The sequence below is a fragment of the Maribacter flavus genome, assembly GCF_008386635.1.
GTDB classification, from domain to species: domain Bacteria; phylum Bacteroidota; class Bacteroidia; order Flavobacteriales; family Flavobacteriaceae; genus Maribacter; species Maribacter flavus.
Map to the genome: position 1 here is coordinate 95,907 of NZ_VUOE01000002.1, position 23,017 is coordinate 118,923.

Genomic DNA, 23,017 nt, shown 5'->3' on the forward strand with positions numbered 1-23,017 from the left:
AACAAATTGAACATGAAAAAAGTAGTTTTTATGGTGTCCTTCGTACTCATGGGATGCTACGCGACGAACGCACAGGATATTACGAGGTTTGGAGCAAAAGCTGGATTGAATGTATCCTCTTTGGGCGGCGATGCAAATTTAAGTTATGATGCAAAAACGGGTTTCCACATTGGAGGAGTTTTAGAGATACCTTTTAGTGATGAATTAATTATTCAACCGGAAGCTTTAATATCATATCAAGGTAGTGGCGGATTTTTCCAAGATGATTTAAACTTTTGGTACTTGAACGTTCCTGTCATGGCCAAATACAATGTTTGGGATGAACTTTATGTTGAGGCTGGTCCCTATTTGGGGTTGTTGTTGTCCAACAATGTAGATCGTAATATATCCGGAACCGGTGCAAGTTTTGATGCAACAAACGGAATTGACATTGGTTTAGGGATTGGAGCAGGCTATAGATTGGACGAAAACTTTTATTTTCAGGCAAGATACTCTGCCGGTTTTATAAACGTAATAGAAAATGTGAATTCCAAGAACAGGGTATTTGCGATTTCCGCGGTGTACTTTCTATAGCGAGAATTCATACGTAATAAAAGGCGAAGGATTTCCTTCGCCTTTTTTGTTTCAAGAAAAAAGAAGTTTTTAGGTATCCAGTTCCATTCATAACCTTTATTATTCTCTTTTTTACCACCATTATTTTATCCGTCACAACTTAAAATTAGTCAATTGTTAAAATGGGGTTAAGTTTAACGCTTAATCAACAAACAACAAAAATGAAAGGATTGCTTACGATTTTGTTTCTACTGGGAATAGGTTACTATGGTAGTGCGCAGTATGTAGACAGAACAAACTTTAGGGCAGGTCTGGTTGGTGGTATCGTGGTAGGCGACTTTTCTGAAGCCTATAGCCTAAACCTAGGTTTGGATATTTACCACCACTGGGGTGTTTCCCGGGAGATAGACCTAGGTCTTACTACAGGATTTATGAATGCCTTTGGAGAAAAACAAACCATTACCAATGGCAGTATTTCAGTAGAAACGGAATTTGATAATTATCAATTTATTCCAGCGGGTGCTTCGGTACGTATTTACCCGACCTCCGGGTTCAAATTTGGCGCGGATGCGGGCTATGCTATCGGCTTAAACGATGGAAATGACGGCGGATTTTACTACAGACCGTCCATTGGTATCGATTTAAGCGGGGGGTCCTCAGAATTGAATATATCCTATATGGCCGTTACGGACGATGTAACTTTTGGGACCGTACTTTTGGGATATTTGTTCCTGTTTTAATGGCGTTTAAAAAGTATATATGTGAAAGTGGTATTCACGGAATGCCACTTTTTTTGTTCAAATAATTAGTACTTTTAGCGGCATGAAGCTAATAATTATCAATGGTCCCAATCTAAACCTTCTAGGGAAAAGGGAACCCGAAGTATACGGTCATAAAACCTTCGAGGATTACTTTTCAGAACTGCAATTTCGCTTCAAGGAAGTGGAATTGGAGTATTTTCAATCCAATATTGAAGGGGAGTTGATTACCAAGTTACAGGAGGTAGGTTTTGAATACGATGGCATCGTTTTAAACGCCGCGGCCTATACGCACACTTCGGTTGGATTGGGCGACGCCGTAAAGGCCATAATTACACCTGTTGTTGAGGTGCATATTTCCAACACGTACAATCGGGAGGATTATCGGCATGTTTCCTACATTTCCCCTGGGGCAAAAGGGGTGATATTGGGCTTCGGACTTCAAAGTTACGATTTGGCCATCCGCAGTTTTTTATAAAATCAAATCCGTAAAGTCGATCCAAGAGCACCTAGTTTTTCGTACATAATTAAAAATTATGCTATGAAAAATTTATTTCCCCATTTAACCCTTATTCTTATAGTTCTCCTTTCATCCTGCAGTAATTCCGATGATATAAATCTTGCACCGATCGAGGACGAAAGCATATCAATAGTAAATGCCTTTCCCAATCTTTCCTTTTCAAGGCCCTTGGATTTACAAAGTCCCAATGATGATACCAATAGGATTTTTGTGGTGGAACAAAGGGGTACCATAAAAGTTTTTGAAAATGATACCGATGTTGCTGATGCCACCACCTTTTTCGGTATAAGTGGCAGTGTCACCAGTTCCGATGAACTGGGGTTGTTGGGCCTTGCCTTTCACCCTAATTTTGAGGAGAACGGCTTCTTTTATGTTTGTTATACGCCATCGAGCAGTTTAAGCGTGGTTTCCCGTTTTAAAGCGATGGATAACAACCCAAATATCGCCGACCCAAATAGCGAGACCTTGTTATTACAAATTCCCCAACCTTATACAAACCATAATGGGGGCCAGCTTGGATTTGGTCCTGACGGGTATCTGTACATTGCATCCGGGGATGGAGGTTCTGGCGGAGACCCGGATGGGAATGCACAAAATTTGGAAAACCTTTTGGGTGCAATCCTGCGTATCGATGTTGATAATACGGATACCAATTTGAACTATTCCGTACCAAACGACAACCCCTTCGTTGCTACTCAAAATGCCCGACCTGAAATTTATGCCTATGGCCTTAGAAATCCATGGCGCTTTTCTTTTGATACCCAAAACGGTAATTTATGGTCCGGTGACGTAGGTCAAGGCGAAAAGGAGGAAATCAATATTATAGAAAAGGGAGGTAATTACGGATGGAATATCCTGGAAGGGACATCTTGTTATAATGCCCAGGATTGTGATTCGGCCGGAACTATCGCACCTGTTTTTGAATATGGTCATGGAAACAATGACCGTTCCGTAACCGGTGGATATGTGTACAGGGGAAGCTTAAATCCCTCTCTGAACGGTTATTATATATATGGGGATTTTATTTCGGGCAGGATATGGGCTTTGGACAATGTATCCAGCACTACGCCCACAAACAAGTTATTGTTTGAAACCAATTTGCCCATAGCCTCCTTTGGAACGGACCAGGACAACGAACTATATATTTGTAGTTTCGATGGTAAAATTTACAAGATCGTAGAACAACGTCTACCGTAAATATTTTTCCTCCACATAAAAAGTGGCAAAAGGAAGAAGTGAGGCGATTCCAAAAATTGCCAATCGTTTAAAGCCCCATTTTTTGGTGTAACAAACACCTATGGCCAATAGTATAAAGGCGATGAACAAAAAGCCATGCGCATACCCCACCCATTTGTTCGGTTCCGGGATTTCCGCCCAATATTTCAAGGGCATGGTTACTCCAAATAGGGCCAAATAGGATATTCCTTCTAAAATGGCAGTGATTCTAAAGGCTTTGAGCATACCAAAAGAAAAAATTAAAGAGAAGCAAAGTGCCAGGGCACTTCGCATTTCAAGTTATTTATAAGTGAATTACCTCGTCGTAGGCATCCGCCACCGCCTCCATGACCGCTTCGCTCATGGTTGGGTGTGGGTGTACCGCTTTTAAGACTTCGTGACCGGTGGTTTCCAGTTTTCTGGCCACTACCGCCTCCGCAATCATGTCGGTCACACCTGCCCCGATCATATGACAACCTAGCCATTCACCATATTTGGCATCAAAAATAACTTTCACAAAACCGTCTGAAGCTCCTGAGGCTTTTGCTTTTCCGCTTGCGGAGAAGGGGAATTTGCCAACCTTGATGTCAAACCCTTTTTCCTTGGCCTGTTTTTCCGTAAGTCCTACGGAAGCAATTTCAGGGCTGCAATAGGTACATCCGGGGATGTTTCCATAATCCAAGGGTTCTACATGCATTCCAGCGATTTTTTCAACACACAGTATGCCTTCTGCCGATGCGACATGCGCCAAGGCCTGTCCAGGGGTAACGTCCCCAATGGCATAATATCCAGGGATATTGGTCTGATAATAATCGTTTACCAAAATCTTGTCCCGGTCCGTAGCAATACCAACCGTCTCCAGACCTATATTTTCTATGTTTGTTTTGATTCCAACGGCGGAAAGGACGATGTCCGCTTCCAAAACCTCTTCACCTTTAGATGTCTTTACGGTCGCTTTTACACCATTACCGGAGGTATCCACGGATGTTACTTCCGCAGAAGTCATAATTTTTACTCCCGCCTTTTTGAAACTGCGCTCCAATTGTTTGGAAACGTCTTCGTCCTCAACGGGCACTATGTTGGGCAAGTATTCGACAACGGTAACTTCGGTGCCCATGGAATTGTAGAAATAGGCGAACTCGATACCAATGGCCCCACTTCCCACAACGATCATTTTCTTTGGCTGCTCTGAAAGGGTCATGGCTTCCCTATAACCGATTATCTTCTTTCCATCTTGTGGCAGACTGGGCAATTCCCTGCTACGGGCCCCAGTTGCAATTATGATATGGTCCGCACTATATTCAGTTTCCTTACCATCTTCGGATGTTACCGAAACTTTTTTACCCGGTTTCAAGGTACCAAAACCGTTTATAACCTCTATTTTATTCTTTTTCATCAAGAATTGAACCCCTTTGCTCATTCCATCGGCAACACCTCTACTTCTTTTGATAACGGCTCCAAAATCCTTATCCACACCTTCTGCTTTGAGACCGTAGTCCCCGGCGTGCTGTAGGTATTCGAATACTTGAGCCGACTTCAACAATGCCTTGGTTGGTATACATCCCCAATTTAGACAGACACCTCCTAGGTTTTCCTTTTCAATAATGGCGGTCTTAAAACCTAATTGGGAAGCTCTAATTGCGGTAACATAACCACCTGGTCCACTACCCAGAACAATGACATCAAAAGTGCTCATATAAATTTCTTTTTGAGGTTGAAAATTGAGGTGCAAAAATACAAAACCAAATCGGAATTCTGACCTTGAAGAGAAATAAAGAAATTCTAAAAGCCTACTTGTTTAAAGTAGTAGTCATTAGGGTATTTCGAAATTTATAGGTTATTGTAAGGACTAAAAAACCTAAAGGGTATCTTCCCATTTATTCAATTCCAAAGCCTTTGTCAGCGCCTCGAAGAATTATTCCATTGTGGTATTTGGACCTTGCTGATTAATTTTCGGATACTATTATTTTATCTAGAAAAAGACATATGTAAGGTGCCGCATTTTTGGTAATTTGGTATTCTTTAAAATTATTTGTTCTCTACAAAATTTAAGGCCACTCCGTTAATGCAATGTCTTAGACCCGTTGGGGCAGGGCCGTCCTCAAATACATGGCCCAAGTGCCCACCACAAGTGGCACAGTGTTCCTCGGTTCTTTTGTATCCAATCTTGTAATCGACATCGTACCCAACATTTCCCTCAATCTCTTGATAAAAACTGGGCCATCCAGTGCCTGAATCGAATTTTGTCTCGCTTTTGAAAAGTGGTGTGCCGCACCCTGCACAGACATAGGTCCCCTTTTTCTTGTTATCCAGAAGCTCACTGGTAAAGGGATTTTCGGTGGCCGCTTTCCGTAGCACGTAAAATTCGGCATCGGTGAGTTCTGCCTTCCATTCCGCCTCCGTTTTTTGGACCTTAAATTCCTTCGTTTTTTCTTGGCCCTTATCTCTGGCCGTATCTTTTTCCTGTGAAATGCCTTTGCAGCTTGTCATTACCACTAGGACCCCTATTAAAACTGTAAATTTCATTTCATTATTTTTTTGGTGAATAATCGTGTCTATTTACTGTTCGCAAGAATTTGCTTGCACCTACATTGGGTCGCTAATTGGAAGGATTCCTTACAAAGATAGGATACAAATAATTACAGGTTCGTTAAGTTTTTCTAAATATATTAAAATAAAAAACCCCGATAATTCGGGGTTTATATCTATAATATTGGCATTTATTTTAAAATCACTTTTTGCACATCCTTTTCGGTGACGCCAAGTCTGCCCATTACGGAATGTATGTTGCTAAAATCCAATTTTCCGCTCTGTGCAGCTTCGGCAGGTAAAACGGCTATCCTAAATACTTGGTTGTCTGTATCGCCGGGCAGTAGGGTTGCCAAATCAAAATCGGCCTCTAAGAAGATACTCACGTCAAAAAACGTATAATCATAATTGTACTGTAGTAGGCCTTGGTCGATGATTCTGGTTTGCGGCATTAACCTCCATATGTCTACAGGATCGCCATTGCCATCCTCGGTTTGGTCCCATAACAGGTACACCAAAACAACATCGGTTTCAAAAACCTCTATGGATTGCGGAAACTCATAGAATATGGAATAGTCGTTTCCAGCATCAAAAGTACCTTCAATGTCGATTACTTTGCCCAAGATGTTTATTCCGTCTTGGCCATCGACACCGTCACGACCGTCACGACCGTCCAAACCATCGAAACCCGGAGGGCCTTGGGGTCCTTCACAGGCCATAAATAAAAATGCCAATATTGTACTGAATAAAATTGTTGCTTTTTTCATGATATTTAATTTTATTGGTTCACCATTATTAATTTAACCAAGATATTCAAAAAGCGTTCCATTTTTGGTGTTTACATAAATATCCTTTTGATAGAACCAAATTTTTTCGCTTGATTGACAGTCCGTAGTCCTCTATAATATCAAACCAAAGGAGTTAAATTTTGTTTCTGGATTTGTCTTCAAAACATTTCTCGTTAGATTTTAACGTAAAGTTGATTAGATTTACAGGAAAACCAAAAGCTCGCATATGTCCAAAGTAATACCACATTCGCTATTTACGGATTTTGATATAAACCTTTTTAAAGGCGGTAAGCACTATAGGTTATATGATAAATTGGGATCCCATATCATAGAATTGGACGGTATTGAGGGTACCTATTTTGCCGTTTGGGCCCCTTCCGCGAAATCCGTATCGGTCGTTGGGGATTTTAATTATTGGAATGCAGATGCACATAGATTGAACGTACGATGGGATTCCAGCGGTATTTGGGAAGGTTTTATCCCAAAGGTTGGAAAAGGAGCTATCTATAAGTATAAAATCCAGTCGCACAATAATGACATCTGGACAGAGAAGGCCGACCCATTTGCCCGTTTGTGCGAGCATCCCCCAAAAACGGCCTCCATCGTTTGGTCTGCCGATTACAAGTGGATGGATTCCGCTTGGATGGGCTACAGGAAGGACAAAAACGGATTGGACAGGCCCTATTCTGTTTACGAAGTACATATTGGTTCATGGAAAAGGGATGCAAGCAATAATGTGCTTAGCTATAAGGAATTGGCCAAGGAACTGGTCTCCTATGTAAAGGAAATGGGCTATACCCATGTGGAGTTTATGCCAGTGATGGAATATCCGTACGACCCCTCTTGGGGATATCAATTAACGGGTTACTTTGCCCCAACTTCCAGGTTTGGCACCCCTGAGGAATTTAAGTTTCTGGTCGATGCTTTCCATCAAAACGATATTGGGGTCATTTTGGATTGGGTACCTTCCCATTTTCCCGAAGATGCCCATGGATTGGGCTTCTTTGATGGTTCTCACCTGTACGAGCATCCGGACAGAAGAAAGGGCTACCACCCAGATTGGAAAAGTTTGATCTTTAACTATGGCCGAAATGAAGTACGTGCCTTTTTGATCAGCAATGCACTTTTTTGGCTGGATCAATACCATGTGGATGGCTTACGGGTAGATGCCGTTGCCTCCATGTTGTACCTGGATTATTCCAGGGAGGACGGCGAATGGGAACCCAATATGTATGGCAACAACGAGAATCTGGAGGCCATGTCCTTCATAAGGGAACTCAATCAGGAAGTGCAGGCAAGTTTTCAGGGAGCGGTCCAGACCATAGCGGAAGAATCAACGGCGTTTTCCGGTGTATCCAGGCCGGTGGAATACGGGGGGCTTGGTTTTGGGATGAAATGGATGATGGGCTGGATGCACGATACCCTTGAGTATTTCAAGAAAGAGCCAATTTACAGAAGGCACCATCAGAACGACCTTACCTTTAGTATGACCTATGCGTTTACCGAGAACTTTATGCTACCATTTTCACATGATGAGGTGGTCTATGGCAAACAGTCCCTAGTTTATCGTATGCCTGGGGATGAATGGCAACGCTTTGCCAACTTAAGACTGTTGTTTGGATATATGTTTACGCATCCGGGGACCAAATTGATGTTTATGGGCGGGGAATTTGGCCAGACAGCGGAATGGAACTTTCAGAACAGTCTGGATTGGCACTTGTTACAATACCAGGTGCACGTGGGCGTACAGCAATTTGTAAAGGACCTGAACGCACTGTATAAGAGCTCCCCGGCCTTGTACGAAAAGCAGTTTAGTCCGGAAGGCTTTCAATGGATAGACTATGGGGACCATGAGAACTCCGTGCTTACCTACATCAGAAAGGGTCATGATGCTGAAAACGACCTTGTTATCGCCTGTAATTTTACCCCGGTGGTCAGGGAGAATTACAGAATCGGTATGCCAAAAAAAGGGAAGTTGAAAGAGGTATTGAACAGTGATGATGTTAAATACGGTGGAACGGGCAAAGTAAATCCCAACATTAAGACTTCGAATAAACCGTGGCACGGTCATAAAAAATCGGTGGAGATTACAATTCCTCCCTTGGGTGTAGTAATCATGAAATAACGCCGATTAAAGGAGGCAATCTTTTCGGTATATTTTTAAAATAAAGTTTTTTAAGTTATCCGATATTGTTTTTCTTTTGCGGATATCAATAACCAAAATGATATGATTACGAATACGGAACTGGAATATAAAGGAAATTTATATCCCAATCATATAGTCGAATTTAAACAGGACAACGACAAGCTATATTTTACCACGGAAAACGGAGTAATCCTTCAAGTAACTATTTTACGCGGCAGCGTACTGCGGTTCAGATACGCAACAAACCATGTCTTTGAGCCCGATTTCTCCTATGCCATAGACGAAGAGGCATCGTTGGGATATAGTGTCCTGGAAGTGACCGAAAACGATACCGAGTATTTGGTAAAGACCGCCAGGTTACAGCTTTTGGTGGATAAAATGTCCCTACGCACCCAGATCTCAGACCTCGATGGAACTATCATCAATGAGGACGAAGCAGGCTTCCACTGGGAGGAAAACTATGAGTATGGGGGCAATACCGTAAAGATGAGTAAAATGACCCCTACCGGTGAAAGCTACTACGGTATGGGCGATAAATCCACCCATAGCAATTTAAAAGGAAAACGGGTGGAGAATTGGGTGACGGATTCCTATGCTTACGGGAAGGATCAGGACCCTCTTTATAAAGCAATACCTTTTTACATTGGATTAAATAGGGGAAGGGCCTATGGCATCTTTTTTGACAATAGCTTCAAGACGCATTTTGACTTTGCCTATGAGAAAAGAACCGTTACGAGTTTTTGGGCGGATGGGGGCGCCATGGACTATTATTTCTTTTATGGTCCGGATATGTCCACGGTCGTTTCGGCCTATTCCAATTTAACGGGTACCCCGGAGCTGCCGCCTCTGTGGGCCTTGGGCTTTCATCAATCCAAATGGAGCTATTACCCGGAAAGTAATGTGAAGGAAATTGCAAATCAATTTAGGGAGCACAAAATCCCTTGTGACGCCATTTATCTGGATATCGATTATATGGATGGTTTCAGATGTTTTACATGGGACAAGAACCATTTTCCCGACCCAAAAAGAATGATTTCCGAATTGGAGCAGGACGGCTTCAAGACCGTTGTGATGATAGATCCAGGTATCAAGATCGATCGCGATTATTGGGTGTATCAAGAGGCCTTGGAAAACGACTATTTCTGCAAACGTGGAGACGGTCCCTTGATGCACGGGAAAGTCTGGCCAGGGGAATGTAATTTCCCGGATTTTACAAATCCTGAAGTCCGTGAATGGTGGGCAGAACTTTATAGGGAATTTATGTCGGACATTGGGGTTCATGCCGTGTGGAATGACATGAACGAACCCGCCGTTATGGAGGTTCCCAGCAAAACCGCTCCATTGGACACTCGTCATGATTACGATGGATATCCCTGTACCCACAGAAAGGCTCACAATGTGTATGGAATGCAGATGGTAAGGGCTACCTACGAGGGTGTCAAAAAGTATGTATATCCCAAAAGACCTTTTGTAATAACCAGGGCAGCTTTTGCAGGGACTCAAAGATATTCTTCAACCTGGACAGGGGATAATGTTGCTACTTGGGAGCATTTATGGATTGCCAACGTTCAGGTGCAGCGTATGTGTATGAGCGGCTATTCGTTTGTGGGTTCGGATATTGGTGGATTTGCAGAGCAACCCAATGGGGAGCTTTTTGCACGATGGATCCAATTGGGCGTTTTTCATCCCTTCTGTAGGGTGCATTCCAGTGGTGACCATGGAGATCAGGAACCTTGGTCCTTTGGTAGTGATATTACGGATATCGTTCGAAAATTTGTGGAGATACGATATCAGCTATTGCCCTATCTATATACGATGTTTTACAAGTATAGCAAAGATCATATACCCATGCTTAAGCCCTTGGTGTATTACGACCAAGAGGATACCCAGACACATTTTAGAACGGATGAGTTTATCTTTGGAAACCAAATATTGGTATGTCCTATTCAGGAACCCAATGCCCAAGGTAGGAGAATGTATTTTCCAAAAGGAAAGTGGTATGATTTTTGGACCCAAGAATGTTTGAATGGAGGTAAGGAACGTTGGGTGACCGCAGAACTGGATATGATCCCCATCTATGTTAAGGCCGGTGCCGTAATACCAAAGTATCCCGTTCAACAATATGTTGGTCAGTTAAAATTAAAGGAATTAGTATTGGAAACCTATTTTACTGTTGGGGTAGAGACTTCTGAGGTTTATGAGGATGCACAGGATGGATACGATTATAAAAAGGGTAGGTATTCATTGCGGAACTTTAAATTGACGGGAAAGGAAAAGTCTTTGACCATCCAACAATTCAAGGACGGTAGCTTTGTAACTGGATATGAAAAATTTAGGTTCAATATCTACGGACTGCCTTTTAAAATTGGTAAAGTGCAGGTGGACAATGAGGAAGTAAATTTGAAAACTGTACGTTCCAATGGGGACAATTCCATGCTCATCGACAAAAACTTTACGCTTTTGCACATAACCTCGAAATAATAATTTTGTAATTTTCGCAACATAGTAAAACACTAAAACCATGAATAGAATACTTTTGATATTGACCCTGTTTCTGGCAGTCTCTGCCTGCAAGGTCAATCCTTTTACGGGTCAGAAAACATTGAATTTTTATCCCAATAGTCAAATTTTTCCAATGGCCTTTGCCCAGTACGACCAGTTTTTGGGTGAAAACAATGTAGTTAAGGGAACTTCCGAGGCACACATGATTACCAGGGTGGGACAAAGAATTTCCTCGGCCGCGGAGCGATGGTTGTCGGCCAACGGATACCCAGGGTATTTGAACGATTATAAATGGGAGTACAACCTGGTTAAGGACGAAACCGTAAACGCCTGGTGTATGCCCGGTGGTAAAATTGTATTTTATACGGGAATATTGCCCATTTGTGATGGGGAAACCGGTGTAGCGGTGGTTATGGGACATGAGGTTGCACACGCCTTGGCAGACCATGGAGCCCAGAGAATGAGTGCGGGTACTTTGCAGCAATTGGGTGCGGTCGCTGGAAATATAGCCATTCAGGATCCCCAAAAAAGAAATATGTTCAACCAGGCATACGGTATAGGTTCCCAATTGGGAGCTATGTTGCCCTTTAGCCGAAGCCATGAAACCGAAGCAGATCGTATCGGATTACAGATTATGGCCATTGCAGGGTATGACCCCTATGAAGCCGCTGAGCTTTGGAAACGAATGAAGGCACAGAGCGGGGGACAGGCGCCACCGGAATTTATGAGTACCCATCCGTCTAACGATACCAGAATTAACAACCTAACGGCTTGGGCTCCTGAAGCAGCGGCAGAAGCCGCTAAATTTGGGGTGACCAGTTTCAAATAATACATACTTTTTATTGTATATTCAGGCCGTTCTTTTGAACGGCTTTTATTTATGGGCACCGCCAAAGGGTATAATGCCCCGATGCTTGCCGAGAAATTTATACTTATTCCAATAAATGCATCATGGGCTTGGCCCGAGTTAGTTTACAAGAATGGCAAGAACCTTGGTCTTAAAGGGAAGCAAAAAACTGTTGAACGCTTGGGCGTTCTATGATTGGGCCAATTCCGTTTATAGTTTGGTCATCTCATCAGCCGTTTTCCCCATATTCTACGGAGCACTTTTTAGGGTGGCCGAGATAGAAAAGGTGACCGTCTTTGGAGTAGAAATCGCAAGGGCTCCACTAATTAGTTATACCACATCCCTGGCCTTTGTATTTATAGCAATAATCACCCCTTTGATTTCGGGCATTGCGGATTATATTGGTAACAAGAAAATATTCATGAAGTTCTTTTGCTATATGGGTGGTCTATCCTGCATTGGCCTCAACTGGTTTTCCCTAGAGAACATCTATTTTGGATTGCTTTGTTACTTTTTTGGACTTGTAGGATTTTGGGTAAGCTTTGCCATCAACAATTCGTATTTGCCTGATGTGGCCTATCCGGAACAACAGGATGCCGTTAGTGCGAAAGGGTTTTCCCTAGGATATATTGGGAGCGTTCTTCTTTTGTTGGTGAACCTCGCCATGGTGATGAAACCAGAAGTTTTTGGAATCACTTCCGATGATGGTGGAGTAGCCGAAATCAAGGCCATGAAATATTCTTTTGTCTCGGTTGGGTTCTGGTGGATACTTTTCGCACAATATAGTTTTTACTATTTACCCAAAGGTAATAAACGTGAAGGGGCTCGAACCAATGTTATCCTGAACGGATTTAGGGAGTTGAAGGGCGTCTGGCACGAATTGGGAAACCAAACCCGATTAAAAAGATATTTAGGGGCTTTCTTTGTATACAGTATGGCCGTACAGACCGTTATGTTGATCGCGACCTATTTTGGCGAGGAGGAAATAGGTTGGGGTTCGGATGCTGAACGCACCACAGGTTTGATCGTGAGTATTCTGGTCATTCAACTCGTGGCCATTCTTGGGGCCTCGGTAACGGCATGGGCCTCAAAGAATTTTGGAAATATAAAAACGCTTATCGTGGTAAACGCACTTTGGGTCGTCATATGTGTATATGCGTATTTTTTGATTACACCGACCGATTTTTATATTGCTGCCGGATGCGTAGGATTGGTTATGGGCGGCATTCAGGCCCTGTCCCGTTCCACCTATTCCAAGTTCATTCCTGAAACCAAGGATACCACTTCCTTTTTTAGTTTTTACGATGTTGCCGAAAAAATAGGTATTATCATAGGAACTTTCCTTTATGGTTTTATCGCCCAATTTACCGGCAGTATGCGTAATGCCATTTTTTTCTTGGGAATATTTTTCCTGGTGGGTATGTTGCTACTTACAAGGGTGAAACAACTAAAAAGACCCCTTTGATTAGAGGCCTTTTCAGAGTTGTTGATTGTTCGCTATTTGATTTTATCCTTTTGAAACGTCCCCGGAACCGGAAGTTTTCGTGTCTATTTTCTCAGGATTTCCGCGGTAGGTAATATCCCCTGAACCGGAAACCCTTGCTTTTAACATCTTATTGGCCGTTACCTTTATGTCAGCCGAACCTGAAACGGTAGCATCCACATTATCGGCATCCATATCAAATGCCTTGATATCTCCGCTCCCAGAAATGGTTGCCTGAAAATCCTTAGTGCTACCGCTCAATGTGATATCCCCTGATCCCGACATACTTGCGCGTACGGAGTTGGCATCCACATCCAAAGTAATGTCACCAGAACCTGACATGGTCGTTTCCAAATTGTCCGTTTTTATTGTGGTCTTCCCTTCAATATCCCCAGAACCGGAGAGTGCAATGGCATCAATACTTTCAACGGGTACGGTTATTGTTATACCATTTTTCCAAGAAGAAGGCTTTAAGTTGACCCCTTTTTCGGTCTTAATTTCCAATTTTCCGTTTTTCACTTCTGTAATAATGTATTCCAATAAATTCGATTCTCCCGTAAGTGTCAATTTACCTTCATTTCCCTCTACCAAATGTACATCGAACCAACCCGATACACCAATGGCATCATAGTCGCTGGTAGTTCTATCGATAGTAACCTGGTCTCCGTTACCGTTAATTCTTTTGCCCCATTGTGCAGAGCAGGAAACTGTCATGGCCAAAACAATGGCTAGTGTTGTGATTTTTTTCATTTTTTAATTGATTTTGAACTGAACATCGTTCAGCTTTTGATTGATATTAATTTTTGGTAAAACTGATGCTGCCGTAATCGCTATTTAAAGTAATCATATTTCCACTTCCCTTACTTCCATAATACCCTTTATAGTGCTTGGAGGTTGATTTTTCCTCACTGATATTGATAACAAAATCGTCTTTTCCGCTCACACCTGCATAGCTAGTGGTAATATCGAAATCGAAATGATAATTGGCGTTGTAACCAATTTTTACCCCTGTATAATCTGATCGTATATTGACATTCCCTGCATCTTCGGACAATTCCTCAATACGTATGGAACCATAGTCTGATGCTATATCCACATTACCGTGCACACTTCCCAATTTTACGGTAATGTAGTCACCGTTTCCTTGAATATTCCGCACGTTTCCAACTTCCATTTTTCCATAATCACTGCTATAATCCAAATTTTCCATCTGGTCTATTTTGGTGTTGGTATAATCCGCGATTACTTTTAGGTTTCCGGCCTTTTCAACGGTAAATCCAGAATAGTCCGCCCTGATTTCGCCACTGTTCATAAATCCTATGGTGGAATTAGAGGTGTAATCAAAATTCAACTGATTGTTTCTACCCCGTAGTTCCCCAATTTCCAGCCTTCCATAATCACAACTAATCTTTGCATGGCCGTCTATTCTGTCCAATATTATGGATCCGTAGTCATTGTCAAGATTTATACTGTTTTTGACGGGAAGCTTAATGGTGTAATTGATCTGCATGTTTACATTGTTGTTTCTGCCCCAGTTCCAGCCCCAACCATTTTTATTATCGTTGAATTCCGTTTTTGCTGAGACCATGGAACTGCTTGCATCGAAAGAAACAGATATCTCATCCAGTTTTTGTTGCACTTTTTCCTCGTTGTTACCGTTGGTCTTAATATGGACTTCGATCATGACCCTATTTTCGTTCCACGAGGTAATATTGAGATTGCCGTAGCTGTTGTCTACCTTTAAAAGAGCATCGGCATTTACATTAAACTCCTTTTTTATGGTCTTTTCCTTTGTGTACTTTCCGTTTAGTTTTCCACCGTTATCGGCCAATAAAAAAGCCGGGCAAAGCAAAAGTATAACTAGGCCGTATTTAAATAGTATAGTTCGCATCATCGTAATTTTTTAAATTTTTAATTGTTTCAATTTGATTTAGAACATCGTTCAATAAATCGATTCTTGTTTGGAAATTGGTTATCATAGCACTGAGGATCAATTTGCTGTTACCCCCGTTTAACAACTCATTCTCCAACATTTTATAGTCCTGTTCCAGTTTTTTAAGCTGGTCCATGGTGTCTGAAATTATTTTTCTTGTTTCAGGGGTTTCCTCAGCTTCCAACTCCTTTACTTGCTGCTCGATGAGACTTGCAAAGTAAAACTGGGTATTGGCAACCTCGGGTGAAATCTCGGCAACTTGTTCCTCTATGGATTTGTTCAGGTCTAACCGGGGGTACACCAAAGCGACCATAAGGGCCAAGGAGGCCGCTATGGACAAGGGCTTCCACCAGTTGAATTTAGTTTTGGCCGTTGAAACGGTGCCATTAGATTGGTTCAGTTTGGCCAAAAAACGTTCTTGGTGTCCCAAAGCTGGTTCTTCCGTATCAAAACGGCCTTGAAGTGTTTTGAACAGATCCTCTAGATTATCTTTTTCCATCAGTTCGCAATTAATAATTCTTTTCTAAGACTTTCCTTTGCCCTGGAAATGGTGGTCCTACAATTGGCATAGCTCAAATTCATTATGGAGCTAATTTCCTCGTAGTCGTACCCCTCGATCAAATGTAAGGTCAAAGAAATTCTGTAATTGTCCTTTAAGCGTTTCATGGTTTCCATTACTTTTTGAGCCTTTTGTTCGGCAAACACATGATCCGAAGCAATTCCGTCATTATCTTCGACCTTGTACATTAAATCTTCCAGCGCAACTTCATTCTTTTTCAGTTGCTTTTTGTAATGGTAAATACTGTTGTTCACAACGATTCTTTTCAGCCATGCCCCAAAAGTAACCTCGCCTCTAAATGTATCCAGTTTCGTAAACGCGTTCAAAAACGATTCCTGCATAATGTCTTCGGCCTCCGCACTGTGTTTTACGATCCGTAAAGCCGTGTTGTACATGGCTTTGTAATACCGATTGTAAACCTCTAGTTGCGCACTTTGTTTACCTTCCTTGCACGATTGCAATAAATCATCAATATGTACCTTACTTTGGCTCAAAAAGTGATTGGTTTGTCTAAGAGATGATCCAATTTACCCATTGTTACAGTTTTGGCCGAAAAGTTTTTCTAAATTGAGCGGTATTTATGCTTCATCAATTTTTAGTTTATGACTGAAAGAGAAAAAATGCTTCAGGGCCTGCTTTATAATTCCCGGGATCCGGAATTATTGGAAATGTATTTCCGTGCCCGAAGATTTTTGAAGGAATTCAACAATTTGGATGCTGAATTGACCGAGGAAAAATATCGGGTGTTGTCTAAACTTTTTAAGAGTATCGGCAAGGGAGTATGGATAGAATCTCCTTTTTTCTGCGATTATGGCAACAACATATCCATTGGCGATGGCACTTTTGTGAACATGAACTGTACCTTTTTGGACGATAATGCCATCAGTATCGGTCAGAATGTGCTCATCGCGCCTTATGTGCAGATTTATACTGCGTCACACCCGTTGAAGGCTTCGGACAGGATAGTTGAAAATTCGGATGGTGCTTCGTACGTTACTTCAAGTATGCCCGTTACTATAGGGGACAATGTATGGATAGGCGGTAATAGTGTTATCTGTCCCGGGGTTGAAATTGGCCATAATGTTACCATTGGTGCAGGAAGTGTAGTTACCAAGAGTATTCCAAACAATGCGGTTGCCGTTGGTAATCCGTGCAAGGTTCTGAGGGAGCTATAATGTTTTCTAATCCCAAACTTCTATCGTTATTTGTTATAGGTATGGCATAGGAATTGAAATATAGAGGTGAAGTAAAGACTAAAAAACGATAAAAACCCTGTTAGCAAGGTCTTTCAAGGGTTTATAAATTTGAACGATAAAAAAATTGCTGTCCAATTTAATGACAGAATGACCGATATATGAGTATGGGAGATTCTAAATTTTCAAATTTTGACAATATGTCCTTACAGGGCATCGATCAGGATTCCGAGTTGATACCATTGCTTACCGCGGAGGACGAGGAGCAAATGAACAGTGAGGAATTGCCGGAAACCTTACCAATCCTACCCCTTAGGAATACGGTCCTTTTTCCAGGCGTGGTAATTCCCATTACCGCCGGGAGGGACAAGTCCATCCAATTGATAAAAGATGCGAACAATGGTAGTAAAGTGATCGGGGTGGTGTCCCAAAAGGACGAGGAAACGGAGAACCCGGATATAAAGGATATCAACACTTTGGGTACCGTGGCCCGTATTTTAAGGGTATTGCAAATGCCCGACGGAAATACCACGGTAATCATTCAAGGAAAAAAGCGATTTGAAATAGCCGAAGTGCTTACCAAAAAGCCCTACATAACCGCTACTGTTCGCGAAACCGAGGAACTTAGGCCAGAAAAGGGCAATAGTGAGTTCATGGCCATCATAGATTCCATCAAGGATCTGGCCTTGAGAATTATTAGGGACAATCCAAATATTCCAAGTGAAGCTTCTTTTGCCATCAAAAATATTCAGAGCGATTCCTTCTTGATAAATTTTGTTTCCTCCAACCTTAATCTTGCGGTAAAGGAGAAACAAGAGTTATTGGAAATCGGGAGTTTGCAGGACAGGGCCTTGGCTACCTTAAAATACATGAACATTGAGCTTCAAAAACTGGAGCTGAAGAATGATATTCAGTCCAAGGTGCGGAGCGATTTGGATCAACAGCAGCGCGAATATTTTCTTCATCAACAAATGAAGACCATCCAAGAGGAATTGGGTGGTGTTTCCTATGATGAAGAATTTGAGGAAATGCGCGAACGTGCCAAGAAGAAAAAATGGAACAAAAAAGTAAAGGAGCATTTTGAAAAGGAACTTGCCAAAATGCAACGTATGAACCCCCAAGTAGCGGAATATTCCATTCAGAGAAACTACTTGGACCTGCTTTTGGATTTGCCATGGAACGAATTCTCCAAGGATAAGTTCGATTTAAAAAGGGCCCAACGTATTTTAGACCGTGACCATTACGGATTGGAAGATGTTAAGCGACGTATTATAGAATATCTGGCAGTTTTAAAATTGCGTAACGATATGAAATCCCCCATTCTCTGCCTCTATGGACCTCCAGGGGTAGGTAAGACCTCTTTGGGAAAATCCATTGCGGAGGCCTTGGGTAGAAAGTATGTCCGCATGTCCTTGGGAGGCCTGCGGGACGAAGCGGAAATTCGTGGTCATAGAAAGACCTACATTGGTGCCATGCCGGGCAGGATCGTTCAGAACCTCAAAAAGGCGGGTACTTCGAATCCTGTTTTTATATTGGATGAAATTGATAAATTGTCCAACAGTCATCAAGGCGATCCATCATCGGCGATGTTGGAAGTGTTGGACCCTGAACAGAACAATGATTTTTATGATAATTTCTTAGAAATGGGCTACGACCTTTCTAAGGTCATGTTCGTTGCTACCGCGAACAATCTTGGGAATATACAGCCAGCGTTGCGGGACCGTATGGAAATCATCAATGTAAGCGGGTATACCATAGAGGAAAAGGTTGAAATTGCCAAAAGGCATTTACTACCCAAGCAACTGGAGGAACATGGTTTGAATTCCGGTCATTTGAAGATCGGTAAACCCCAAATGGAGAAAATCGTTGAGGGGTACACTAGGGAATCCGGGGTACGATCGCTGGAGAAACAAATTGCCAAAATGGTGCGTTATGCGGCCAAATCAATCGCAACGGAGGAAGACTATAATGTAAAGATTAGCACCGCGGATATTGAGGAAGTGCTGGGGCCTCCAAAAATGGAACGCAGCAAATATGAGAATAATGAAGTTGCCGGCGTGGTTACGGGATTGGCTTGGACCAGTGTTGGTGGGGATATCCTATTCATTGAATCCATTCTGTCTCAGGGTAAGGGGAACCTGAGTATTACGGGAAACCTTGGCAAGGTGATGAAGGAATCGGCCACAATTGCCATGGAGTATATTAAATCCAATGCCGATAGGTTTGGTTTGGACGCTTCGATTTTTGAGAAGTACAATGTACATATCCATGTTCCGGAGGGAGCTACTCCGAAGGACGGGCCTAGTGCCGGAATCACAATGTTGACATCCTTAGTATCGCTCTTCACGCAAAAGCGCATTAAGAAAAGTTTGGCTATGACTGGGGAGATTACGCTTCGGGGCAAGGTTTTGCCCGTTGGCGGTATCAAGGAGAAAATATTGGCGGCAAAGCGTGCAAGGATCAAGGAAATTATACTTTGTGCCGATAATGAACGGGATGTAAAGGAAATCAAGGAATCCTATCTAAAAGGGTTGACATTCCATTATGTCACTGAAATGTCTGAAGTAATCGACATAGCGTTGACAAATCAGAAAGTAAAAAATGCCAAAAAATTATAATCTATTTCTGTATCCTCTTAGAAAATGGAATCGGCAATAAAAACATTCAATGAATAAGATTACCATAGCCATCGATGGATTTTCCTCCACGGGTAAAAGTACCTTGGCAAAGCAACTGGCCAAAAAATTGGAGTATATATATGTAGATACCGGTGCCATGTACAGGGCGGTAACGTTATATGCTATGAATAATGGCTTTGTAGTAGATGGTGAAATTGATACAGCAGGTCTTATTGAGGATTTGGATAGTATTGAGTTGAAATTTGTATTTAATCAGGATTTGGGTTTTGCCGAAATGTATTTGAATGGTGAAAATGTGGAAAGACAAATTCGGACATTGGAAGTTTCCAATTATGTGAGTCAGATCGCCGAAATCAAGGAAGTAAGGACCAGACTGGTCGCCCTACAGCAGAATATGGGCAAGGATAAGGGTGTGGTCATGGACGGTAGGGATATTGGAACCGTTGTTTTTCCCGATGCCGAACTCAAAATCTTTATGACTGCAAGCCCCGAAAAAAGGGCGGTAAGGCGTTACAAGGAATTGCTAGATCGGGGCGAGGATGTAAAATATGAGGATATCCTGGAAAATGTTCAAAAAAGGGATTATATAGACTCGCACAGGGAAAATTCCCCTTTAAAAAAGGCGGGAGGTGCCATTGAATTCGATAACAGTGATATGGGATTGGTACAACAATTTGAGCGAATTTATGAACATGCGCTTAGGGTCATTGAAAAAAATAAATAAAAAAAACCGTCAGATTTACTGACGGTTTTTTTTGATTCTTTGATTTTACAAATTTGGAATGACCAAAACCTGATCTGGATGGATTAGATCCGGATTCTTCAAAATGCCAGTATTGGCCTCAAAAATTTGCTTGTATTTCATAGGATCTCCATAGTAGTGCTTGGCGATTTTGCTAAGCGATTCTCCACTTTTAACGGTATGCCTGTGATACACGGAGTCATCTTCTACGGTAATGTTCGCTTTTATATCGGACGGACTTTCGCCACCTATTTCCTTTATTTTGTCCCAAATGATGTTTTTCTCATACTGGGTCTTCGCCATTCCTTTAACCTTAAGGACATCGCCCTCAACGGTCACATTTCCATCTTTGATACCAAGTTGTTCCCCCAGGTCCAAAACGGGTTGATACTTTGCCTTTACGCTCATAATTAATTTCAATTTAACGGTTAATATTTATGCGGTTAAGGTACTAATTATTGTTCAAAACCTTTCCAAATTCACAAAATACTGTAATCAGCGCATAGCAAGGATTTCAACAAGTTGTGTATTAAGGAATTTAGTTGTAGTTTTGCACTCCTTTTTTAGCAAGCGAATCAAGATGGAAAAGGGACAGAAAATAGATCAATAATAACTTTCATAATCATTGCTTACATCTTGATTGGGTTATGGAATACAAATTTTATATCAGCACATGGCTGAAGAAAAAACAACGGCTGAAGTAGAAGAAACTATGGAAGCTACTACACAAGAAACTGCAAAGGAGACCCCAAAGCAGGACCCACAGGAGTTTTTGGAAAATTTTAACTGGGAAAAGTACGAGCAAGGAATCGAAAGAGTAGACGATTCCAAGCTAAAGGAATTCGAAGAATTGGTTGCCGAAAATTTCGTTGATACTGCCGATGAGGAAGTAGTGGAAGGAACGGTAGTGTATTTGACCGATAGGGAGGCAATTATTGATATAAATGCCAAGTCAGAAGGTGTCATCTCATTGAACGAATTTCGATATAATCCTAATTTAAAGGTAGGTGACAAGGTAGAGGTATTGATTGATATCCGTGAAGACAAAAGCGGACAGTTGGTATTGTCTCACAGGAAGGCGCGTACCATCAAAGCTTGGGATAGGGTGAATGCCGCTCATGACAAGGAGGAAATCGTATCCGGTTATGTGAAGTGTAGAACCAAGGGAGGTATGATTGTCGATGTTTTTGGTATCGAGGCGTTCTTACCAGGTTCTCAGATTGACGTTAAGCCTATCAGGGACTACGATCAATATGTGAACAAAACAATGGAGTTCAAGGTGGTCAAGATCAACCACGAGTTCAAGAACGTTGTTGTTTCGCACAAAGCGCTTATTGAAGCGGATATCGAAGAACAGAAAAAAGAGATCATCAGCCAGTTGGAGAAAGGACAGGTATTGGAAGGTGTAGTCAAGAACATTACTTCCTACGGTGTCTTTATCGACCTTGGTGGTGTTGACGGACTTGTTCATATTACAGACCTTTCCTGGAGCAGAATCAACCACCCGAACGAGGTTGTTGAGCTTGACCAAAAATTGAACGTTGTTATTCTTGATTTTGATGAAAACAAATCCAGGATCCAACTAGGTCTTAAACAATTGGAGAAACATCCTTGGGAAGCACTAAGCGATGAAATCAAGGTTGGTGATAAAGTAAAAGGTAAAGTTGTCGTTATAGCAGATTACGGCGCCTTTATTGAGGTTGTTGAAGGTGTAGAAGGTTTGATCCACGTTTCTGAAATGTCCTGGTCCACCCACTTGCGTTCCGCTCAGGATTTCGTGAAAGTAGGGGATGAGGTTGAAGCGGTTGTATTGACTTTGGATCGGGAAGATCGTAAGATGTCTTTGGGCATCAAGCAATTGACTCCGGACCCATGGACAGATATCACTTCTAAATATCCTGTAGGTTCCAGACACAAAGGTATCGTACGTAACTTTACCAACTTTGGCGTTTTTGTTGAGTTGGAAGAAGGTATTGACGGACTTATTTATATTTCCGATCTTTCTTGGACCAAGAAAATCAAACATCCTTCGGAGTTCACCAATGTCGGTGATACTTTAGAGGTAGAGGTATTGGAATTGGATGTGGAAGGACGTAAGTTGAGCTTGGGTCACAAGCAGACCACTGAAAACCCTTGGGATAAGTACGAGGAGGAATTTGCTGTTGGTACGGTTCACAAAGCTGCCATAACCGATGTAGTGGATAAAGGAGCTACTATAGACTTTAACGAGGATATTACGGCCTTTGTTCCACAGCGTCATCTTGAAAAGGAAGATGGTAAAAAACTAGGCCGAGGCGATGAGGCGGAATTCAAGATTATTGAGTTCAATAAAGACTTCAAACGCGTTGTGGCTAGCCACACTGCTATCTTCAGGGAAGAGGAACAACGCAATGTAAAAGCAGCGGCCCAAAGGCAGTCTGCAGCGTCAGAAGAGGCAAAACCAACATTAGGGGATGCCAATGATGCTCTACAAGCGTTAAAAGATAAAATGGAAGCAGATTCCAAAAAGAAGAAGTAACTATTTTCTTCAGAGGTTAACAGGAAAAAAACCTTGACCATTTGGTCAAGGTTTTTTTGTTTCGTCTTTTTTAGCCAAATTTATTCTATATAA

Annotated in this window: 21 protein-coding genes; 12 read left to right on the top strand and 9 right to left on the bottom strand. The window is 41.9% G+C overall.

Annotated elements, in window-relative coordinates; genetic code table 11:
* Positions 1 to 12: 12 nt before the first annotated feature.
* The 4 genes from F0361_RS10780 (at position 13) to F0361_RS10795 (ending at position 3,027) form a co-directional block, all read left to right on the top strand.
* Positions 13 to 573, top strand: coding sequence for a porin family protein (locus F0361_RS10780; RefSeq protein ID WP_154918628.1), 561 nt, complete (start codon positions 13 to 15; stop codon positions 571 to 573).
* 200 nt (positions 574 to 773) lie between these two features.
* Complete coding sequence (locus tag F0361_RS10785) at positions 774 to 1,292, top strand: hypothetical protein (RefSeq protein ID WP_154918629.1); 519 nt, start codon at positions 774 to 776, stop codon at positions 1,290 to 1,292.
* A gap of 82 nt (positions 1,293 to 1,374) precedes the next feature.
* Positions 1,375 to 1,788, top strand: a complete 414-nt coding sequence (gene aroQ, locus F0361_RS10790; protein ID WP_154918630.1) for a type II 3-dehydroquinate dehydratase — start codon at positions 1,375 to 1,377, stop codon at positions 1,786 to 1,788.
* A gap of 63 nt (positions 1,789 to 1,851) precedes the next feature.
* Complete coding sequence (locus tag F0361_RS10795; protein WP_154918631.1) at positions 1,852 to 3,027, top strand: PQQ-dependent sugar dehydrogenase; 1,176 nt, start codon at positions 1,852 to 1,854, stop codon at positions 3,025 to 3,027.
* On the opposite strand, the gene F0361_RS10800 is transcribed toward F0361_RS10795, so the two are convergent.
* From F0361_RS10800 to F0361_RS10815, 4 genes are all read right to left on the bottom strand, one after another.
* Positions 3,019 to 3,291: a DUF3817 domain-containing protein gene (locus F0361_RS10800; protein ID WP_138259190.1), complete on the bottom strand. Its 273-nt coding sequence runs from the start codon at positions 3,289 to 3,291 to the stop codon at positions 3,019 to 3,021. The genes F0361_RS10795 and F0361_RS10800 overlap by 9 nt on opposite strands.
* A gap of 58 nt (positions 3,292 to 3,349) precedes the next feature.
* The gene (gene lpdA / locus F0361_RS10805) at positions 3,350 to 4,741 is read right to left on the bottom strand and encodes a dihydrolipoyl dehydrogenase (protein ID WP_154918632.1); all 1,392 of its coding nucleotides are present in this window, start codon (positions 4,739 to 4,741) and stop codon (positions 3,350 to 3,352) included.
* 332 nt (positions 4,742 to 5,073) lie between these two features.
* Entirely contained in the window at positions 5,074 to 5,571 is a 498-nt protein-coding gene (gene msrB / locus F0361_RS10810; RefSeq protein WP_154918633.1) for a peptide-methionine (R)-S-oxide reductase MsrB, read from the bottom strand.
* A gap of 194 nt (positions 5,572 to 5,765) precedes the next feature.
* Complete coding sequence (locus tag F0361_RS10815; protein WP_154918634.1) at positions 5,766 to 6,341, bottom strand: collagen-like protein; 576 nt, start codon at positions 6,339 to 6,341, stop codon at positions 5,766 to 5,768.
* A 247-nt stretch (positions 6,342 to 6,588) separates the two neighbouring features.
* Here F0361_RS10815 and glgB point away from each other — a divergent pair, with 247 nt between their 5' ends.
* The 4 genes from glgB to F0361_RS10835 all read left to right on the top strand — a co-directional run bounded on the left by glgB (position 6,589) and on the right by F0361_RS10835 (position 13,322).
* A complete protein-coding gene (gene glgB, locus F0361_RS10820; protein WP_154918635.1) occupies positions 6,589 to 8,487 on the top strand; it encodes a 1,4-alpha-glucan branching protein GlgB in 1,899 nt (632 codons plus the stop codon).
* A 102-nt stretch (positions 8,488 to 8,589) separates the two neighbouring features.
* The gene (locus tag F0361_RS10825; RefSeq protein WP_154918636.1) at positions 8,590 to 10,989 is read left to right on the top strand and encodes a glycoside hydrolase family 31 protein; all 2,400 of its coding nucleotides are present in this window, start codon (positions 8,590 to 8,592) and stop codon (positions 10,987 to 10,989) included.
* 40 nt (positions 10,990 to 11,029) lie between these two features.
* Entirely contained in the window at positions 11,030 to 11,839 is an 810-nt protein-coding gene (locus F0361_RS10830) for a M48 family metallopeptidase (RefSeq protein ID WP_154918637.1), read from the top strand.
* A gap of 151 nt (positions 11,840 to 11,990) precedes the next feature.
* A complete protein-coding gene (locus F0361_RS10835) occupies positions 11,991 to 13,322 on the top strand; it encodes an MFS transporter (protein ID WP_154918638.1) in 1,332 nt (443 codons plus the stop codon).
* Between the two features lie 42 nt (positions 13,323 to 13,364).
* Here F0361_RS10835 and F0361_RS10840 read toward each other — a convergent pair whose 3' ends face one another.
* From F0361_RS10840 to F0361_RS10855, 4 genes are read right to left on the bottom strand one after another with little or no spacing between them, the layout of a single operon-like run.
* The gene (locus F0361_RS10840) at positions 13,365 to 14,090 is read right to left on the bottom strand and encodes a head GIN domain-containing protein (RefSeq protein WP_154918639.1); all 726 of its coding nucleotides are present in this window, start codon (positions 14,088 to 14,090) and stop codon (positions 13,365 to 13,367) included.
* Between the two features lie 46 nt (positions 14,091 to 14,136).
* The gene (locus F0361_RS10845) at positions 14,137 to 15,231 is read right to left on the bottom strand and encodes a DUF4097 family beta strand repeat-containing protein (RefSeq protein ID WP_154920210.1); all 1,095 of its coding nucleotides are present in this window, start codon (positions 15,229 to 15,231) and stop codon (positions 14,137 to 14,139) included.
* A complete protein-coding gene (locus tag F0361_RS10850) occupies positions 15,212 to 15,772 on the bottom strand; it encodes a hypothetical protein (RefSeq protein ID WP_154918640.1) in 561 nt (186 codons plus the stop codon). The genes F0361_RS10845 and F0361_RS10850 overlap by 20 nt, the downstream gene beginning before the upstream one ends.
* Positions 15,772 to 16,326, bottom strand: a complete 555-nt coding sequence (locus tag F0361_RS10855; RefSeq protein ID WP_154918641.1) for an RNA polymerase sigma factor — start codon at positions 16,324 to 16,326, stop codon at positions 15,772 to 15,774. The genes F0361_RS10850 and F0361_RS10855 overlap by 1 nt, the downstream gene beginning before the upstream one ends.
* 108 nt (positions 16,327 to 16,434) lie before the next feature.
* Here F0361_RS10855 and F0361_RS10860 point away from each other — a divergent pair, with 108 nt between their 5' ends.
* The 3 genes from F0361_RS10860 to cmk all read left to right on the top strand — a co-directional run bounded on the left by F0361_RS10860 (position 16,435) and on the right by cmk (position 20,388).
* On the top strand, positions 16,435 to 17,007 hold the full coding sequence (locus F0361_RS10860; protein WP_154918642.1) for a sugar O-acetyltransferase: 573 nt from the start codon (positions 16,435 to 16,437) through the stop codon (positions 17,005 to 17,007).
* 185 nt (positions 17,008 to 17,192) lie between these two features.
* Entirely contained in the window at positions 17,193 to 19,643 is a 2,451-nt protein-coding gene (gene lon / locus F0361_RS10865; protein WP_138259178.1) for an endopeptidase La, read from the top strand.
* A 49-nt stretch (positions 19,644 to 19,692) separates the two neighbouring features.
* Positions 19,693 to 20,388, top strand: a complete 696-nt coding sequence (gene cmk, locus F0361_RS10870) for a (d)CMP kinase (protein ID WP_154918643.1) — start codon at positions 19,693 to 19,695, stop codon at positions 20,386 to 20,388.
* A 45-nt stretch (positions 20,389 to 20,433) separates the two neighbouring features.
* On the opposite strand, the gene F0361_RS10875 is transcribed toward cmk, so the two are convergent.
* The gene (locus F0361_RS10875) at positions 20,434 to 20,814 is read right to left on the bottom strand and encodes a LysM peptidoglycan-binding domain-containing protein (protein ID WP_138259176.1); all 381 of its coding nucleotides are present in this window, start codon (positions 20,812 to 20,814) and stop codon (positions 20,434 to 20,436) included.
* 265 nt (positions 20,815 to 21,079) lie between these two features.
* Here F0361_RS10875 and rpsA point away from each other — a divergent pair, with 265 nt between their 5' ends.
* Positions 21,080 to 22,924, top strand: coding sequence for a 30S ribosomal protein S1 (rpsA, locus tag F0361_RS10880; RefSeq protein ID WP_154918644.1), 1,845 nt, complete (start codon positions 21,080 to 21,082; stop codon positions 22,922 to 22,924).
* Positions 22,925 to 23,017: the final 93 nt, after the last annotated feature.

What these genes read in the sequence shown, in the direction of transcription:
- F0361_RS10780 (WP_154918628.1), top strand. Translation starts at nt 13, where the DNA reads ATGAAAAAAGTAGTTTTTATGGTGTCCTTCGTACTCATGGGATGCTAC.
- F0361_RS10785 (WP_154918629.1), top strand. Translation starts at nt 774, where the DNA reads ATGAAAGGATTGCTTACGATTTTGTTTCTACTGGGAATAGGTTACTAT.
- aroQ (WP_154918630.1), top strand. Translation starts at nt 1,375, where the DNA reads ATGAAGCTAATAATTATCAATGGTCCCAATCTAAACCTTCTAGGGAAA.
- F0361_RS10795 (WP_154918631.1), top strand. Translation starts at nt 1,852, where the DNA reads ATGAAAAATTTATTTCCCCATTTAACCCTTATTCTTATAGTTCTCCTT.
- F0361_RS10800 (WP_138259190.1), bottom strand. Translation starts at nt 3,291, where the DNA reads ATGCTCAAAGCCTTTAGAATCACTGCCATTTTAGAAGGAATATCCTAT.
- lpdA (WP_154918632.1), bottom strand. Translation starts at nt 4,741, where the DNA reads ATGAGCACTTTTGATGTCATTGTTCTGGGTAGTGGACCAGGTGGTTAT.
- msrB (WP_154918633.1), bottom strand. Translation starts at nt 5,571, where the DNA reads ATGAAATTTACAGTTTTAATAGGGGTCCTAGTGGTAATGACAAGCTGC.
- F0361_RS10815 (WP_154918634.1), bottom strand. Translation starts at nt 6,341, where the DNA reads ATGAAAAAAGCAACAATTTTATTCAGTACAATATTGGCATTTTTATTT.
- glgB (WP_154918635.1), top strand. Translation starts at nt 6,589, where the DNA reads ATGTCCAAAGTAATACCACATTCGCTATTTACGGATTTTGATATAAAC.
- F0361_RS10825 (WP_154918636.1), top strand. Translation starts at nt 8,590, where the DNA reads ATGATTACGAATACGGAACTGGAATATAAAGGAAATTTATATCCCAAT.
- F0361_RS10830 (WP_154918637.1), top strand. Translation starts at nt 11,030, where the DNA reads ATGAATAGAATACTTTTGATATTGACCCTGTTTCTGGCAGTCTCTGCC.
- F0361_RS10835 (WP_154918638.1), top strand. Translation starts at nt 11,991, where the DNA reads ATGGCAAGAACCTTGGTCTTAAAGGGAAGCAAAAAACTGTTGAACGCT.
- F0361_RS10840 (WP_154918639.1), bottom strand. Translation starts at nt 14,090, where the DNA reads ATGAAAAAAATCACAACACTAGCCATTGTTTTGGCCATGACAGTTTCC.
- F0361_RS10845 (WP_154920210.1), bottom strand. Translation starts at nt 15,231, where the DNA reads ATGCGAACTATACTATTTAAATACGGCCTAGTTATACTTTTGCTTTGC.
- F0361_RS10850 (WP_154918640.1), bottom strand. Translation starts at nt 15,772, where the DNA reads ATGGAAAAAGATAATCTAGAGGATCTGTTCAAAACACTTCAAGGCCGT.
- F0361_RS10860 (WP_154918642.1), top strand. Translation starts at nt 16,435, where the DNA reads ATGACTGAAAGAGAAAAAATGCTTCAGGGCCTGCTTTATAATTCCCGG.
- lon (WP_138259178.1), top strand. Translation starts at nt 17,193, where the DNA reads ATGGGAGATTCTAAATTTTCAAATTTTGACAATATGTCCTTACAGGGC.
- cmk (WP_154918643.1), top strand. Translation starts at nt 19,693, where the DNA reads ATGAATAAGATTACCATAGCCATCGATGGATTTTCCTCCACGGGTAAA.
- F0361_RS10875 (WP_138259176.1), bottom strand. Translation starts at nt 20,814, where the DNA reads ATGAGCGTAAAGGCAAAGTATCAACCCGTTTTGGACCTGGGGGAACAA.
- rpsA (WP_154918644.1), top strand. Translation starts at nt 21,080, where the DNA reads ATGGCTGAAGAAAAAACAACGGCTGAAGTAGAAGAAACTATGGAAGCT.